Annotated in this window: 16 protein-coding genes, 2 pseudogenes and 1 other annotated feature; of the genes and pseudogenes, 15 read left to right on the top strand and 3 right to left on the bottom strand. The window is 36.8% G+C overall.

From position 1 onward, the window contains the following. Nucleotides 1–40: 40 nt before the first annotated feature. Nucleotides 41–870 (bottom strand): annotated as a pseudogene (locus PSR14_RS23470) (transposase). Between the two features lie 227 nt (nt 871–1,097). Here PSR14_RS23470 and PSR14_RS23465 point away from each other — a divergent pair. Further along, nucleotides 1,098–2,702 (top strand): exosporium glycoprotein BclB-related protein, encoded by a 1,605-nt coding sequence (locus PSR14_RS23465; RefSeq protein ID WP_406644066.1) that lies wholly within the window; start codon nt 1,098–1,100, stop codon nt 2,700–2,702. 414 nt (nt 2,703–3,116) lie between these two features. Here PSR14_RS23465 and PSR14_RS23460 read toward each other — a convergent pair whose 3' ends face one another. Beyond that, a complete protein-coding gene (locus tag PSR14_RS23460) occupies nt 3,117–3,275 on the bottom strand; it encodes a hypothetical protein (protein WP_169509437.1) in 159 nt (52 codons plus the stop codon). Nucleotides 3,276–3,741: 466 nt separating this feature from the next. Then, complete coding sequence (locus PSR14_RS23455; protein ID WP_098487347.1) at nt 3,742–4,575, bottom strand: cytosolic protein; 834 nt, start codon at nt 4,573–4,575, stop codon at nt 3,742–3,744. Nucleotides 4,576–4,783: 208 nt separating this feature from the next. Here PSR14_RS23455 and radC point away from each other — a divergent pair. The 14 genes and pseudogenes from radC to obgE all read left to right on the top strand — a co-directional run. Further along, a pseudogene (gene radC / locus PSR14_RS23450) lies at nt 4,784–5,086 on the top strand (DNA repair protein RadC); the annotation flags it as partial. A 157-nt stretch (nt 5,087–5,243) separates the two neighbouring features. Then, complete coding sequence (gene mreB, locus PSR14_RS23445) at nt 5,244–6,263, top strand: cell shape-determining protein MreB (protein WP_000466737.1); 1,020 nt, start codon at nt 5,244–5,246, stop codon at nt 6,261–6,263. A 41-nt stretch (nt 6,264–6,304) separates the two neighbouring features. Beyond that, nucleotides 6,305–7,156 (top strand): rod shape-determining protein MreC, encoded by an 852-nt coding sequence (gene mreC / locus PSR14_RS23440; RefSeq protein ID WP_001135483.1) that lies wholly within the window; start codon nt 6,305–6,307, stop codon nt 7,154–7,156. Between the two features lie 14 nt (nt 7,157–7,170). Then, complete coding sequence (gene mreD, locus PSR14_RS23435; protein WP_098487348.1) at nt 7,171–7,716, top strand: rod shape-determining protein MreD; 546 nt, start codon at nt 7,171–7,173, stop codon at nt 7,714–7,716. Nucleotides 7,717–7,751: 35 nt separating this feature from the next. Beyond that, nucleotides 7,752–8,438, top strand: coding sequence for a septum site-determining protein MinC (gene minC, locus PSR14_RS23430; RefSeq protein WP_000391517.1), 687 nt, complete (start codon nt 7,752–7,754; stop codon nt 8,436–8,438). Between the two features lie 2 nt (nt 8,439–8,440). Continuing rightward, nucleotides 8,441–9,238: a septum site-determining protein MinD gene (minD, locus tag PSR14_RS23425; RefSeq protein ID WP_000503311.1), complete on the top strand. Its 798-nt coding sequence runs from the start codon at nt 8,441–8,443 to the stop codon at nt 9,236–9,238. 133 nt (nt 9,239–9,371) lie between these two features. Next, complete coding sequence (gene spoIVFA / locus PSR14_RS23420; RefSeq protein ID WP_098487349.1) at nt 9,372–10,118, top strand: stage IV sporulation protein SpoIVFA; 747 nt, start codon at nt 9,372–9,374, stop codon at nt 10,116–10,118. Next, nucleotides 10,111–10,971, top strand: coding sequence for a stage IV sporulation intramembrane metalloprotease SpoIVFB (gene spoIVFB / locus PSR14_RS23415; RefSeq protein WP_000599049.1), 861 nt, complete (start codon nt 10,111–10,113; stop codon nt 10,969–10,971). Before spoIVFA ends, spoIVFB begins: the two co-directional genes overlap by 8 nt. 67 nt (nt 10,972–11,038) lie before the next feature. Continuing rightward, complete coding sequence (locus PSR14_RS23410; RefSeq protein WP_098487350.1) at nt 11,039–12,427, top strand: Rne/Rng family ribonuclease; 1,389 nt, start codon at nt 11,039–11,041, stop codon at nt 12,425–12,427. A 77-nt stretch (nt 12,428–12,504) separates the two neighbouring features. Then, nucleotides 12,505–12,582: a sequence feature (ribosomal protein L21 leader region), on the top strand. Nucleotides 12,583–12,596: 14 nt separating this feature from the next. Further along, on the top strand, nt 12,597–12,905 hold the full coding sequence (gene rplU / locus PSR14_RS23405) for a 50S ribosomal protein L21 (RefSeq protein ID WP_000270908.1): 309 nt from the start codon (nt 12,597–12,599) through the stop codon (nt 12,903–12,905). Nucleotides 12,906–12,916: 11 nt separating this feature from the next. After that, nucleotides 12,917–13,261, top strand: a complete 345-nt coding sequence (locus tag PSR14_RS23400; RefSeq protein ID WP_001993153.1) for a ribosomal-processing cysteine protease Prp — start codon at nt 12,917–12,919, stop codon at nt 13,259–13,261. A gap of 3 nt (nt 13,262–13,264) precedes the next feature. Further along, the gene (gene rpmA, locus PSR14_RS23395; protein ID WP_000944958.1) at nt 13,265–13,555 is read left to right on the top strand and encodes a 50S ribosomal protein L27; all 291 of its coding nucleotides are present in this window, start codon (nt 13,265–13,267) and stop codon (nt 13,553–13,555) included. Between the two features lie 63 nt (nt 13,556–13,618). Beyond that, nucleotides 13,619–14,167: a sporulation initiation phosphotransferase B gene (locus PSR14_RS23390; RefSeq protein WP_001037006.1), complete on the top strand. Its 549-nt coding sequence runs from the start codon at nt 13,619–13,621 to the stop codon at nt 14,165–14,167. Beyond that, complete coding sequence (obgE, locus tag PSR14_RS23385) at nt 14,167–15,453, top strand: GTPase ObgE (protein WP_098487351.1); 1,287 nt, start codon at nt 14,167–14,169, stop codon at nt 15,451–15,453. The genes PSR14_RS23390 and obgE overlap by 1 nt, the downstream gene beginning before the upstream one ends. The last annotated feature ends 75 nt before the right edge of the window (nt 15,454–15,528 follow it).

Raw genomic sequence — 15,528 nt, 5'->3', positions numbered from 1 at the left:
TGACTTGCCGCCTTTTATTAATGGAATCTTTTTCTTGTTTTTACGAGTTTTGAATCAGAAAAACTAGCTGAACATGCAGTTGGTAGCGATTTTGACCATACCAATGTGGCTGTTTTAGCTCTTTATCTTTGATATTACTAAACTGTTGTTCAATTTTTCCACGCTCTTTCGTTAACTGTTTGTCAAAGATGGTTTGTGCAAAATAAGATAATACACGACGATGTGTACTTTTGATTTGTTGGCCATTACGTGGGGGAATTGTTTTCACCACGAAAATATCACATGTTCCTGCAATTTTATAGATGTGTTGACTATCATAAGCAGCATCTGCAACGGAAAAGAACACATTTCGGTTTTGTATATCTCGAAGCAATACAGGAGCCATTTTGTTATTATATACGTTCGTTGTTGTAAATGCATATGACACAATACAATACCTTCTGGTGTAGAACAGACATGAGCTTTATATCCCTCATACCGATTATAAAGAGTAGATTTCCCACGTTTTGCTTGAGAATCATATAAACTATTTCGTAAGGCGGTGCTATCAATTAAAACACATGGAATTAATCCTAAATTCATTTCTTGAAGAGTGTCTTTATGAATCATCGAAATACCTTTATTACGAAACCAAGTACCTATACGTGAAAAAGTGGATATCTGAGGAAAGAAGGAAAGATCACAAGATATACAAAATGAAGGGTATTGATGCAAAAAACGGGTTAACGTGCGTAATGAATTGATTTAGAATACCGTTTTTACAAAAAAACATTGGAGGAAAGCTTTTCTACAGATAGGTGGATGGCTTGTAATAGGCGGAATCCCCCCAATGGTTAAACTGTCTGCGGGGGGGGGATTTGTAAAATGGATTGATACTAATCAAAATTGGCTATTATACTAGTAAATCCGTCCTTTTTGGAGATAGTTTGAGTTACTATCATTCTTCCAGGAAAACACATTTCCTTAGTCATCTATTTTTAGATATTTATGAGTTTTACAACGCATTTTTGTGCTATAGGAACCAAAATTTACTAGTCACATATTATATATAGAACGTTATATAACATTTCATTATGTTTAGAAATGAGGAGATTAATTTGTCGCTAACATTTATGTATGTAACGAGTCAAAAGGATAATACTGTTGAAGTAATGGATGTAGCAAGTAATGAAGTTGTTTCCAAAATTCCAGTAGGAATCTCACCACGTGGAATAGCAATCACTCCAGACGGTCAATATGCCTATGTGGCGAATTTCGGGAGTAATACGATATCTGTCATTCTTACAGAAACGAATACGGTATTGACATCAATTAATGTAGGGGTAAACCCTACAGATATAGCAATTACACCAAATGGACAGTCTGTATATGTAACAAATTTTAGAAGTAATACAGTATCCGTCATCGATACCTTAAGTAACGCTGTGTTAACTACCATTCCGGTTGGAAGTATGCCAAGAGGTATTGCTGTCACACCGAATGGGGCATTTGTTTACGTTGTAAATTCTAATAGTAATCGTGTTTCTGTAATTGATACGAACACTAAAGCTATTATTAACACAGTTATCGTGGGAGCTAAACCGATTGGTATAGCAATTGCAGAAGATGGTTTATTTGCCTATGTCACAAATTATAGTGGACAAAAATTGTCTGTCATTAATATAGCAACAAACACGGTAAGCGCGACAATTCCAGTTAGTGTGAAGCCTTATGCAGTTACAATTACATCAAATGGAGCGTATGTTTATGTGACTGGATATAATACGAGTATTGTAGAGGTTATTAGTACAACAACGCATACAGTAACAGATTCTATTACTGTGGAAACATCACCGATTGGAATATCTAATTCTACAGGTGGACACATTATATATGTGGTTAATGAAGGAAGTAATACTATATCTGCAATTAATCAAAATATGAACACTATCATTGCAACTTTTCCAACAGGTATTCAACCTTATGGAATTGGTGTAGTAGGATCTGCAGGTGGAATAGGCCCAACAGGAGCTACTGGAGAAATGGGAGCGACAGGACTACCGGGCCCAACAGGAGCTACTGGAGAAATGGGAGCGACAGGACTACCGGGCCCAACAGGAGCTACTGGAGAAATGGGAGCGACAGGACTACCGGGTCCAACAGGAGCTACTGGAGAAATGGGAGCGACAGGGCCGACAGGAAGTGGAGCTATTATACCATTTGCTTCCGGAGGACCCATTATTATTACCACTATTGCAGGTGGGCTTGTGGGAACAACTAGTTTGGTTGGATTTGGGAGCTCTGCAACAGGTATAACACCTGTTGGTGGGATTATAGATTTGACAGGAACGGCTCTAGGACCTATTCTGAATTTTTCATTTTCAATGCCGGATGATGGGGTTATTACATCCATTTCAGCCTATTTTAGTAATAATGTGGCATTAACTTTAGTGGGATCTACAGTGACAATAACAGCTCAATTATATTCATCCACTACTCCAGATAATATTTTCACTCCAATTCCAGGAGCAGTAGTAACTTTAGCACCTGCGTTAACAGGGGTAGTGGCCTTAGGAGCTATAGCTAGTGGAATAACAACAGGGCTGAGTATACCAGTAACAGCAGAAACAAGACTGTTATTAGTTTTCTCTGCAACAGCTGCAGGTCTCTCGCTTCTTAACACAATAACGGGATATGCAAGTGGGGGAATACGGATTAGTTAGCATGTGTTTATAGGTTGTATAGTGGTCAATGAAATTTCGCTGTCCCTTATGATAAATCTTTAAGCATGCTTTAAGGATATGTGCGCGCGAGGAACATAAAATTAAAAAGTACACCTTCTCTAATTGAAGGTGTATTTTTTATGGGAGTTCTTTAGTTGTACTACTAATATATACAGTTTACGCATGCCCTATATTATAATAAATTTCTTGGTAGATCCTATTTATTTTACCATTATGAATTAGTAAGACTCAGCTAATCATATCATGGGAATGTTGACGTGCGCTGGATTTGTCACAGTGTATTGGGGTATATAAATCAAGCTTTTTACGCGAATAATTATTTTGTACATTCGTGTGTATCTTGTTAAATTATTTAGAATAAAATGAGTTATTCATCTTCTACTTGTTGAACTTCTACTCCTGTTGGTAAATGTTTCTTATTTTTCGATGAAGTTCTTTATTCAAACGTTGTGTAAGGATGATTGCAGTAGTTGCATACATTACAATGGGATTGATTGTATAACAGTTGCCGTCAGGTGAAATAAGTATATAAATGATTTGGTGCTTCTTCATACATTTTATGTCCCCTCTCATTGCGTGTTTGCTATGTATAGTCTTTGGTAGACTAAGCGGTCATTGTACACTTCATTCTATATCGGGCTTGTTTTTTCTTTAAAATTGGTTTGGGATTTTGGAGAAATAAAAAAGAAACGACATCTGTATCATGACGTAAGTGTCATTTTTTTGTTGTGCATTAAGGATGATAGTAGTGCACTAATATATATGTGTGATATGGTATAAAAGGGAACTGCAGAAGTGTGTTCCAGTAGGTAAAAATAAAGGGTATTCGGATTTTTCACATTAGTGTTTACTGGGTATAGAAAATATAAAGAACTAGATATTAGTAAAAGGAGAATTGTTAAACTTGACCAACAAATGGGTAGAACTTTAATAGGTGATGGACCACATGCAATACATAAAATTCTATTCAGGGATATTTTAAAAATCGAAACGCCTAGTTAATTTAGCTAGGTGTTTTTTATATGGCCATGAATTCTTTATCGAAGTAGAACTTGTCCATTAAGTTGTTCACAATCCCGTGGAAATAAGCGAATTTTCCTTTCTTCATTTTTACTCCGGATTTAATTTTCATAACAAACTCTTTAATAGCTTTTAAGCCGATAGTAAGTTCCTGGTCATTATCAAATGCTTTATTACCTGTTGTGTGGTTAACGATTTTATTGCACTGTCTTACGACCTTCCACAGTTCTTGAATAGTTTTAGATTCACTGTAAAAAGAGCTAGCTAAAGAAACAAAACGTTCTGGTACCCAGTGAGCAACGAAATCAGCTTGTTCAATATTCTCTTCTGGAGTATTGCTATTCTCATTACTATTACGTTTGTTTATATCTTTTATATTTTGTTTTAAGGAAACAGGTTTTGTTTTAATGGTAGGACACTTTGTAGGACTTTTTGTATCTAACTTGTTGGACACTTCTTCCACAATTGGTTGAATGATAATAGCATTAGAAGTTTGAAGCATATCTTTTTTACGTTTCATTGCTACTTGTTTAATCATCTTTAGATCCACAAGTTTCTTCATTAAACGTTGTACAGTTTTATATGAAACTTCCATTATGTTAGCAATTGAATTTTTGCATAGGAAACTAACGCCTACATATTTGCAGCTGTGGCGTTTTAAAATTTCAAGTAATGTAATGAGTTTAGATTGTACATCCGTACGCTTAATAGACATACGGATATTATCTCTGTATGTACGTATAGTTTTGTTTAGTTCTTCCAATTCTATAAATGGTGATAGGTTACGAAATGCTTCTTCGCTTGCTATTACATCTATGCATCTCTTTTCCATATTATATGTCTCCCTTTATGGAAACAAAAAAGCAACGTCACCAATTAAGTAAACGTTGCTTAAGAGACTCTGCATGATGTACAATGACTCATGAGAGTATGGCAAGTGTTTACCTGGCTCAATCAGGTGAACGGTATAAGAGTGCTACCAACACTGCTTATACACGCTGTGCTCTTTTGTTTTGTCGATTTTTTGTATATACGTGAACTTTATATGTCTCTATTTGAACACAAAGAATCAAGTTATACATAGGCAAACGATTTTTATTGGAAGTTTAAACTCTTCAATTGTACATCCCAGGGAAGTTTTTAAAGAAGCATTTCGCCGTGCAGCAGCCTCTATCATATGTCTTCATAACCATCCCTCAGGAGACCCTGCGCCGAGCCGAGAAGATATTGAAGTAACAAAACGCTTAGTAGAATGCGGCCAGATTATCGGAATTGAAGTGCTCGATCATATTATAATAGGTGACCATAAATTCGTGAGTTTAAAGGAAAAAGGTCATATTTAAGACTATGCTTTTTACTTATTTTGTTTTATAATGTGATTTATGAGTTTTTTGTAGAAAATTATCTACAAAAAGGATAAAGATATAAAAAACGTACTGTTTTTATAATATAAAGTAAGAAAAAATGAGTCCGTGAAAACAAGAAAGGAAGATAAATAATATGTTTGGATTTGGTGGCTTTACTCGCGATCTTGGAATAGACTTAGGAACTGCGAACACGCTTGTATATGTAAAGGGAAAAGGTGTAGTGTTACGTGAACCTTCAGTAGTAGCGTTACAAACTGATACGAAACAAATCGTTGCTGTAGGTAGCGATGCAAAACAAATGATTGGTCGTACACCAGGAAACGTTGTGGCACTTCGCCCGATGAAAGACGGTGTAATTGCTGATTACGAAACAACAGCAACAATGATGAAATATTACATTCAACAAGCTCAAAAATCAAATGGATTCTTCTCACGTAAGCCTTATGTAATGGTATGTGTACCATCTGGTATTACAGCTGTAGAAAGACGTGCAGTAATCGATGCGACTCGTCAAGCTGGTGCTCGTGATGCTTATCCTATCGAAGAACCATTTGCAGCAGCAATTGGTGCAAACTTACCTGTTTGGGAACCAACTGGTAGCATGGTTGTTGATATTGGTGGCGGTACAACAGAAGTTGCAATCATTTCTTTAGGTGGTATTGTAACAAGTCAATCAGTTCGTGTTGCTGGTGATGATATGGATGATTCAATCATTCAGTACATTAAGAAAAGCTACAACTTAATGATCGGTGAAAGAACAGCTGAAGCATTAAAATTAGAAATCGGTTCTGCAGGCGAGCCAGAAGGTATCGAGCCTATGGAAATTCGCGGTCGTGATTTAGTAAGTGGTTTACCAAAAACAGTACTAATTCAGCCAGAAGAAATTGCAGATGCATTAAAAGATACAGTAGATGCCATTGTAGAATCTGTTAAAAATACGTTAGAGAAAACTCCACCTGAATTAGCGGCAGACATTATGGACCGTGGTATCGTATTAACAGGTGGCGGAGCATTACTACGTAACTTAGATAAAGTAATTAGTGAAGAAACAAATATGCCAGTTCTTGTTGCAGAAGACCCATTAGATTGCGTAGCAATTGGAACGGGTAAAGCATTAGACAATATCGATCTTTTCAAAACTGCTGCTCGATAATATTGCAAAATAAAAATCAATGAAATTAAGAGGGTGTGAACGTGCCACAGTTTTTCTTAAACAAAAGATTAATTGTTTTGTTAGTTAGTATTATTCTTCTCGTGGCATTGATTGGAATCTCATTGAAAGAACGGAACAGTTTAACATGGCCAGAGCAGTTTGTTAAAGACACTGTCGGTGTTGTAGAACGTGTATTCCAAAAGCCAGCGAAATACGTAGCTGGATTCTTCGAAAATGTAGAGGATGTAAAGCGCACGTATGAAGAGAATAAAGAATTAAAAGCAAAATTAGACAATTATGCAGGTCTATCAGGGAAAGTAAAACAATTAGAAGATGATAACAAGAAGTTACAAGAGTTAACGGGTAAAGATAAGTTAAATAGCGGTTATACTGAAATTCCAGCGACTGTTGTTTCTCGTAATCCAGATAAATGGTACGATTTAGTTGGACTTGATAAAGGGGCACAGCAAGGAATAAAAAAAGATATGGCTGTATTAACTCCACAAGGTTTAGTGGGACGAGTGAAAAGTGTATCTCAGTTTACATCATCAGTAGAATTGTTAAGTTCTATGAGCCGAACAAATCGTGTTTCTGCTATCGTACAAGGGAATGAGAAAATCTTTGGATTGATTGAAGGTTACGATAAAGAAAAGCACTTACTTCTTTTCACAAAGATTGGTTCTGATGCACCGGTAGATAAGGATCAACTAGTTGTAACATCTGGGCTCGGTGATATTTTCCCGAAAGGTCTTGTAATTGGAAAAATCGTTGAAGTTCAGCAGGATCCATACGGTTTAACAAAAACAGCTTATGTAAAGCCAGCCGCTGATTTAAATGACGTAGAGCATGTTGTAGTTGCGAAACGTGAAACGCCTTCAGCGCCATTAGAATAGGAGGGGGAGAAGAGATGATGAAGATTTTAAAAAGAGCAGCTCTTCCTCTTTTGCTCCTTTTTGCTTTTTTATTTGAAAATATGTTTGCTACTATTGTTCCAACAGAGGTTTTTTGGAAAGACAGTATAGCATCACCTCATTTCTTTATCATTGTGTTATGTTTTATTACTGTGTACTATAGTCCGGTCCAAGGGATTTATTACGGACTATTATTTGGTTTCTTATTTGATACCGTATACACGGAACTTGTTGGTATATATATTTTTGCGTATCCGATTTTAGTTTATTTAGTTTATAGTGTGATGAAGGTACTACAATTGAATTTATTTATTGTTACTTCTATCGTACTAGCTAGCATAGTAGCATTAGAGTATTATGTGTATGGATTTTTAACTTTGTTAGGACGTACTCATATGTCGACGTATGTCTTTTTCACAGATCGTCTCCTGTCTACTTTATTGCTAAATGCAATTTTCTTATTGATAGTTTGTTTCCCACTGAGACGATATTTAGTGCGTCTTTCAAAAGCGATGGAAGAAAAAGAAAAAAGGATTTTCTAATTTTATGTCGAATTGAATCGGTGGGGTGAACTTTAGTGGAAGAAAAAAAGCAACAAAATGTAACAATAAAAGGGACAAAAGACGGAATAACCCTTCATTTAGATGATTGTTGTTCATTCTCTGAATTATTGAAGGAATTGGATGAAAAGCTTTCTACACATTACTATGATGGTGATGGACGCTCTTTAATTGAAGTGCATGTGAAAGTAGGAAACCGTTATTTAACAGAAGTCCAACAAGAAGAGATTCGTACGTTAATTCGTAATAAAAAGAATCTCGTTGTGGATTCGATTGAAAGTGATGTTATAACGAAAGAGGAAGCAATAGCTTGGAAAGAAGAAACAGAAATCGTCCCTATTTCCAAAATTGTTCGCTCTGGACAAGTTTTACATGTAAAAGGAAATTTATTGTTAATTGGTGATGTTAATCCAGGCGGAACGGTTATCGCTGGGGGGAATATTTTTGTCGTAGGATCATTAAGAGGAATTGCACATGCGGGCTATTATGGGGATTCAGATGCTGTAATCGCTGCATCTGTTATGAACCCGATGCAACTTCGAATTAGTGATGTGGCAATGCGGGCTCCGGAAGAGAAAGAAGACGGAGCGGAGGCGGCAGAATGTGCGTATATTAATGAGAACAATCACATTGTTGTCGATCGACTGCAACTTCTCACTCATCTTAGACCTAATTTAACAAAGTTAGAAAGGGGAATTGTATAGCTGTGGGAGAGGCAATAGTAATTACATCTGGAAAAGGCGGTGTAGGTAAAACTACAACGTCTGCGAACATTGGGACAGCCCTAGCGTTATCTGGAAAGAAAGTGTGCTTAATTGACACAGATATCGGTCTTCGAAACTTAGACGTAGTAATGGGGCTGGAAAATCGTATTGTATTTGATCTTGTTGATGTCGTTGAAGGGCGTTGCCGTTTACCTCAGGCTCTTATTAAAGATAAACGTTTTGATGATCTTTATTTATTACCTGCAGCACAAACGAGTGATAAATCAGCGGTAACACCTGAACAAATGGATGAATTAATACAAGTATTACGTCAAGATTATGATTACATATTAATTGATTGTCCTGCGGGGATTGAGCAGGGATTTAAAAACGCGGTAGCTGGTGCGGATAAAGCAATTGTTGTTACGACGCCAGAAGTATCCTCAATGCGCGATGCGGATCGTATTATCGGGCTTTTAGAAAAAGAGGATATTGAACCACCGAAACTTGTTATTAATCGTGTGCGTAGTCATATGCTTCATGAACAGGATATGTTAGATGTTGATGAAATCGTACGTACATTGTCAATCGAGCTTCTTGGTGTTGTCGAAGATGATGATGAAGTTATTCGTGCTACAAATACAGGTGAGCCTGTAGCGTTGCAACCGAGCGGAAAAGCAGCGTTAGCTTATCGTAATATTGCAAGACGTTTGTTGGGTGAGAATGTCCCATTACAAGCATTTGAACAAGAAAAGGTATCGGTATTTACAAAGGTGAAAAACTTCTTTGGAATCCGTTAAAAGCACTTCGCATATTTGCGGAGTGCTTTCTTTTTTCTTCACACGAATATCTTCCATACCTAGCTCATACATATGTACAAACTGTATACAACTGTTTCTATGTACATTAGCTTAACGAGAGAAAGGAGACAGTATGAAGAATAGACGTGTAGAAGAAATTAAAAAACGGATTGCGAAGAGGAAGGCAGAGCAAGAAAGGATGGAGGAAGAGCAGTATTTTGCTGGAGGGAATTTTGATAGTGAAACAGTATTTATTGAAGATGGAGAAAAGGAAATTCATCCTTTATTTCGAAAAGAAGTGTTTTTCTTCAAAGTATTGTTATCAGCAATATTAGTTCTTTCTGTCGCTATTTTATATAAGAATGCACCAGCTTCTTTCGACGGTGCTAAAGCTGTTACAGAAAAAGTGATGAAAGAAGAATTTCAATTTGCTACTGTAGCGAAATGGTACGAAAAACAGTTTGGAAAACCTCTCGTGTTCTATTCGCCTAATGAGAAAAAAGAAGGGACCATTCAGCAAAAAGATTATACCATTCCTGCTTCCGGAAAGGTGATGCAAGGGTTTCAAAAAAATGGCCAAGGTGTATTTGTTCAAACAGCTACAAATGCAACTGTTGAGTCAGTGAATGAGGGGCTAGTTGTTTTTGCGGGCAAAAAAGAGGAACTTGGTAATACAGTTCAAATTCAGCATGCAGATGGTACGGAGTCATGGTATGCAAATTTAAATGATATGTCAGTGAAATTATATGATTATGTTTCAAAGAAACAAAAAATTGGAACAGTGAATAATGATGCGAATAATAAAAATGGTAAGTTTTATTTCGCAATAAAAAAGGACGAAAAATTTATTGATCCGATTCAGGTGATTTCATTTGATTAAATATAGAGATGTTTTAACGAAGATTTCAGTACATCCGTTGTTTTGGGTTATTATTGTCATTGGTATTTTCACGGCACGTTTTAAAGAGTTACTACTGTTATTTTGTATCGTTCTCATCCATGAACTTGGGCATGCTTTTGCAGCGGCACACTATAATTGGCGTATTAAGAAGATTCAACTTTTGCCGTTTGGTGGTGTGGCTGAGCTTGAGGAACATGGGAATAAATCATTGAAAGAGGAACTAGTTGTTGTAATTGCAGGACCTATTCAACATATTTGGATGATGGCGGTAGGCTATATGTTGTTTGAAGCTGGTTGGCTTCATGCGGAATTATATTATTTCTTTATGTGGAATAATATAATTATTTTAGCGTTTAATTTACTACCTATTTGGCCTCTTGATGGTGGAAAAGTATTGTTTAACGTACTATCATATCGTTTTCCTTATTTACAAGCACATGAAAAGATGATGAAATTATCATGTGTTTTTTTTAGTGTCATACTAGGATGGCAGTTACTTTGGAATAGTAACAATATTATGATGTGGGTACTACTCATATTTTTAGCGGTGTCGTTATATCAAGAATGGAAGCAAAGACGGTATGCCTTTATGCGTTTTTTATTAGAACGTTATTATGGGAACAAAAGAGGAATTGAAAAGATTGCACCGATTGAGGTGCAATCAGAAGATCATTTATATAAGATATTCACAAAATTTCGTAGAGGCTATAAGCATTCTATTATCGTCCGCGGAAAATATAAAGAACATTACACATTGGATGAAAATGAATTGCTTTATGCGTATTTTACTGAAAAACGAACAACTTCATCTGTTGAAGAATTAATCGGTTAGTGTTGACGTTAGCACTAACCTTTTATTATTGTAAAAGCAAAGAAGATTATAAAGTGAGGAAAGTATTTTGAAAACGTTATATATGAACTACGCTGGATCGGAAAAACGCGTTGCAATTGAAGAGAATAAGAAAATTGTTGAGTTTTTATGGAAACGAAATGAAGAACAAGAGATTGTTGGGCATATTTATGTTGGACGTATCGTAAGAACGATTGCTGGAATGAACGCAGCTTTTGTAAATATCGGTTTAGAAAAACATGCGTATCTTTCGTACGATGATGTACCATCTTCTTATCGAATACATGAAGGACAAGCGGTACTCGTACAAGTTGTGAAAGAGGCAATTGATACGAAAGGGCCAAAATTGACAGCGAACATAGAATTTACCGGGAAATATGTCGTTTATATGCCATATGATGAAATGCGCGCGGTTTCTCGGAAAATAAAAAACAATAAAAGAAGGCAACAACTACTCCAAATTGAAGTGGAAGGGACAGGAGGTTATATTTTCCGCTCTGCTTCTGAAAAAGGAGAAATTGAAGAAATACAAGCTGAAATGCAAAGGTTACAGCAGTTATATGAAGAGTTAAAAAGAAAAGAGGGCCAAGGAAAGGCACCGTTACTACTTCATCGACCGGCGACTTTTTTAGATCGTGTATTTCAAGAGAATCCGATTGAAACGATTGAAAAAGTAATTGTAGATACAAGAAGTATAGTAAAAGAGTTAGAAGAAAAAGTTGGTAAAGAGAAAGTGTCCTTTTATAATGAAAAATCTTCAATGTTTAACCATTTTGGAATAGAGCGTGAAATTGAGAAAGCACTTCAAAAAATTGTGTGGCTCCCGAATGGCGCTTATTTAATTGTGGAGCAAATGGAGACGATGACTGTAATTGATGTGAATACGGGTAAGTTTACTGGAAAACAGAATTTACAAGATACAGTCCTTCGTACAAATGAAGTGGCAGCTGAAGAGATAGCGCGTCAATTAAGACTGCGTGATATCGGTGGTATGATATTAATTGACTTTATTAATATGAAAAGAAGAGAAGATAAAGAAAAAATAAGAGAATGTCTCATCGCTGCTATGCAACATGATCGTACATATACAAGGGTGCTTGGGTTTACAGAGTTAGGGATTTTAGAGATGACGCGTAAACGTAAAAAACATTCTTTACGTGACGTATTACTTGAAGAGTGTGCACCGTGTAAAGCGACAGGGTATGTGATGTCATATGAAACGATTGCGTATGAGCTAGAGAGAGAGCTAATTACATATGGAAATATAGAAGATGAGGCGGTATTAATCTCTGCACCTAAAGAACTGCAAAAAAAATTTTTGCAAAAAGAATTACAAAAAAATATTCCATTTGAAATTTATTTCAAAGATGATATGATCGAAAAGTACGCTATTATCCGTTTTGGAAGTAAAAAAGAAATTATAGAACGGAAAAAATAGTTATTAGAACTTTCATTGACAATAGTCTATGATTCATGATAACATCTTTATGTTATAGTTTATAGCACCTAAACGGCTATATGCTACAACCGCACAAGACAGGTTCCTTAAAGGCATTTATGTCTACCTCGTTTTTGGCGAGTCTTAGTAATTAAGAGGAGGTGCAAGTATGTACGCAATTATCGAAACAGGTGGAAAACAAATCAAAGTTGAAGCTGGTCAAGAAATCTACATTGAAAAATTAGATGTTGAAGCTGGTGAAACTGTTACTTTTGACAAAGTTCTTTTCGTTGGTGGCGAAAACGTGAAAGTTGGTAGCCCAGTTGTAGAAGGTGCAACAGTTACTGCGAAAGTTGAAAAACACGGTCGCGCTAAGAAAATCATCGTTTTCAAATACAAAGCGAAAAAGAACAATCGTAAGAAACAAGGTCATCGTCAACCTTACACTAAGCTAGTTGTTGAAGCTATCAACGCTTAATTCTGGTTAACATGATTAAAATTACGATAAGTCGCACGAAATTAGGAAGTATCCAATCATTTAAAATGACTGGACATGCCGATTATGCGCCACATGGACAAGATCTTGTCTGTGCTGGAACTACAGCGGTTGTGTTTGGTTCCATAAATGCTGTGGAAGAACTTTGTAATGTGCAGGCAACTATTGAACTCGGAAGTGATGGTGGATTCTTAACGTATGAATTGCCTAATGATTTAGACGTTCATACAGCAGAAAAAGCACAGATACTTTTAGAAGGATTGGTTGTTTCGCTTAAGACGATCGAACTTGATTACGGAAAGTATATCCGTTTAATAGAAAAAGTGCAGGAGGTGTAACGTATGTTAAGATTAGATCTTCAGTTTTTCGCATCTAAGAAAGGTGTAGGTAGTACAAAGAACGGTCGTGACTCTCAGTCAAAACGTCTTGGTGCTAAACGCGCAGATGGTCAAACGGTTACAGGTGGTTCAATTCTTTACCGTCAACGCGGTACAAAAATTTATCCAGGTGTTAACGTTGGTCGTGGTGGCGATGACACTTTATACGCGAAAGTTGACGGCGTAGTACGCTTCGAGCGTCTTGGCCGTGACCGCAAACAAGTGAGCGTATATCCTGTTGCTCAAGAAGCATAAGAACTCACGGAAAACTCTAACCTGAGTGCAGGTTAGAGTTTTTCTATATTAAGGAGTATCTAAATGAATAAAAAATGGACAATTATAGATGCATTGCGCCATTCAAGACATGATTGGCTCAATCGTATGCAGATGGTGAAAGGAAACCTTTCCCTTGGAAAAGTGGAAGAAATTCATAGTCTCATCGATCGTTTTGTCCAAGAAGCGAGACAAGAATCCAATCTGATGGGGCTATCAATGCCTTTATTTTCAGAGTGGATTTTAACATATAATTGGAAACAGCAGCCGTGCTTATTGGAGTACGAAGTATTAGGGAATTTACATAACTTATCTCACTTAGATGAGACTGTATGTACATGGACGAATCAATTTTTCTCAATGCTTCAGCATAGTTTAGACGTATATGTTGAAAATTATGTTTGTATCACAATTGAATGTGACGCGGAGAATGCTCGTTTCTTTTTTGATTTTCGTGGTAAGCTAACGAGTGTAGAAGAACTACAGAATTGGCTTGCGAACCAAAACAATAAATGGTATTCCATTTCTTATACAGTAAGAGACGAAGAAGTCTCAGTTATATTACAACCAATTGAAAAAAGTGTGGTGAAATAATGTTTGTAGATCAGGTCAAGATATATGTAAAAGGCGGCGACGGTGGTAACGGAATGGTTGCGTATCGTCGTGAGAAGTATGTTCCAAAAGGTGGTCCAGCAGGTGGCGACGGTGGTAAAGGTGCAGATGTTGTTTTCGTTGTTGAAGAAGGCTTACGTACATTAATGGACTTCCGCTACCAACGTCATTTCAAAGCTGATCGTGGTCAGCACGGAATGAGTAAAGGGCAGCACGGTCGTAAAGCTGAAGATTTAATCGTTAAAGTTCCGCCAGGAACGGTAGTAAAAGATGAAAAAACAGGTCAAATTCTTGCGGATTTAGTAACACATGGACAAACAGCTGTAATTGCAAAAGGTGGCCGCGGTGGCCGTGGTAACTCACGTTTCGCAACAGCTACGAACCCAGCGCCAGAAATTGCTGAGAATGGGGAACCAGGTCAAGAACGTGATGTCATTCTAGAACTTAAAGTACTAGCAGACGTTGGACTTGTTGGATTCCCAAGTGTAGGTAAATCTACATTATTATCTGTTGTATCATCAGCACGTCCGAAAATTGCAGAGTATCACTTTACAACAATCGTTCCAAACCTTGGTGTTGTTGAAACAGGTGATAACCGCAGCTTCGTTATGGCTGACCTTCCTGGACTAATTGAAGGCGCACATGCCGGCGTTGGACTTGGTCATCAATTCCTGCGTCATATTGAGCGTACACGTGTAATCGTGCATGTAATTGATATGTCTGATTTAGAAGGCCGTGATCCATATGAAGATTACGTAACGATTAATAATGAATTAAAAGAATACAATCTTCGCTTAACGGAGCGTCCACAAGTTGTTGTTGCAAACAAAATGGATATGCCAGATGCAGAAGAAAACTTACAAGCATTTAAAGAGAAAGTGGGAGACGAAGTAAAAATCTTCCCAATCTCAGCTGTAACGAAACAAGGTGTTCGTGATTTACTATTTGAAGTAGCGAACTTATTAGAAACAACACCTGAATTCCCAATACATGAAGTTGCGGATGAGTCTGATACAAGTGTAATGTACAAACTTGAGACTGAAGGTGTTAAATTTGACATTACACGTGAAAGTGATGGCACGTTTGTTATCTCTGGTTACGATATCGAGAAAACATTCAAGATGACAGACTTCTCACGTGATGAATCTGTACGTCGTTTCGCTCGCCAAATGCGCGGAATGGGTATTGATGAAGCGCTTCGTGCACGTGGTGCAAAAGACGGAGATATTGTAAAAATTCTTGAATATGAATTTGAATTTATCGACTAAGACTGCCGAAATATGGCAGTCTTTTTTTATATCGTAAAAGTCTGATTTATACAGGAAAAAATCCCCACTAATTAA

It is taken from the genome of Bacillus sp. A01H (assembly GCF_045277205.1).
GTDB classification, from domain to species: domain Bacteria; phylum Bacillota; class Bacilli; order Bacillales; family Bacillaceae_G; genus Bacillus_A; species Bacillus_A paranthracis.
This window is presented reverse-complemented; position numbering and strand designations above follow the sequence as displayed.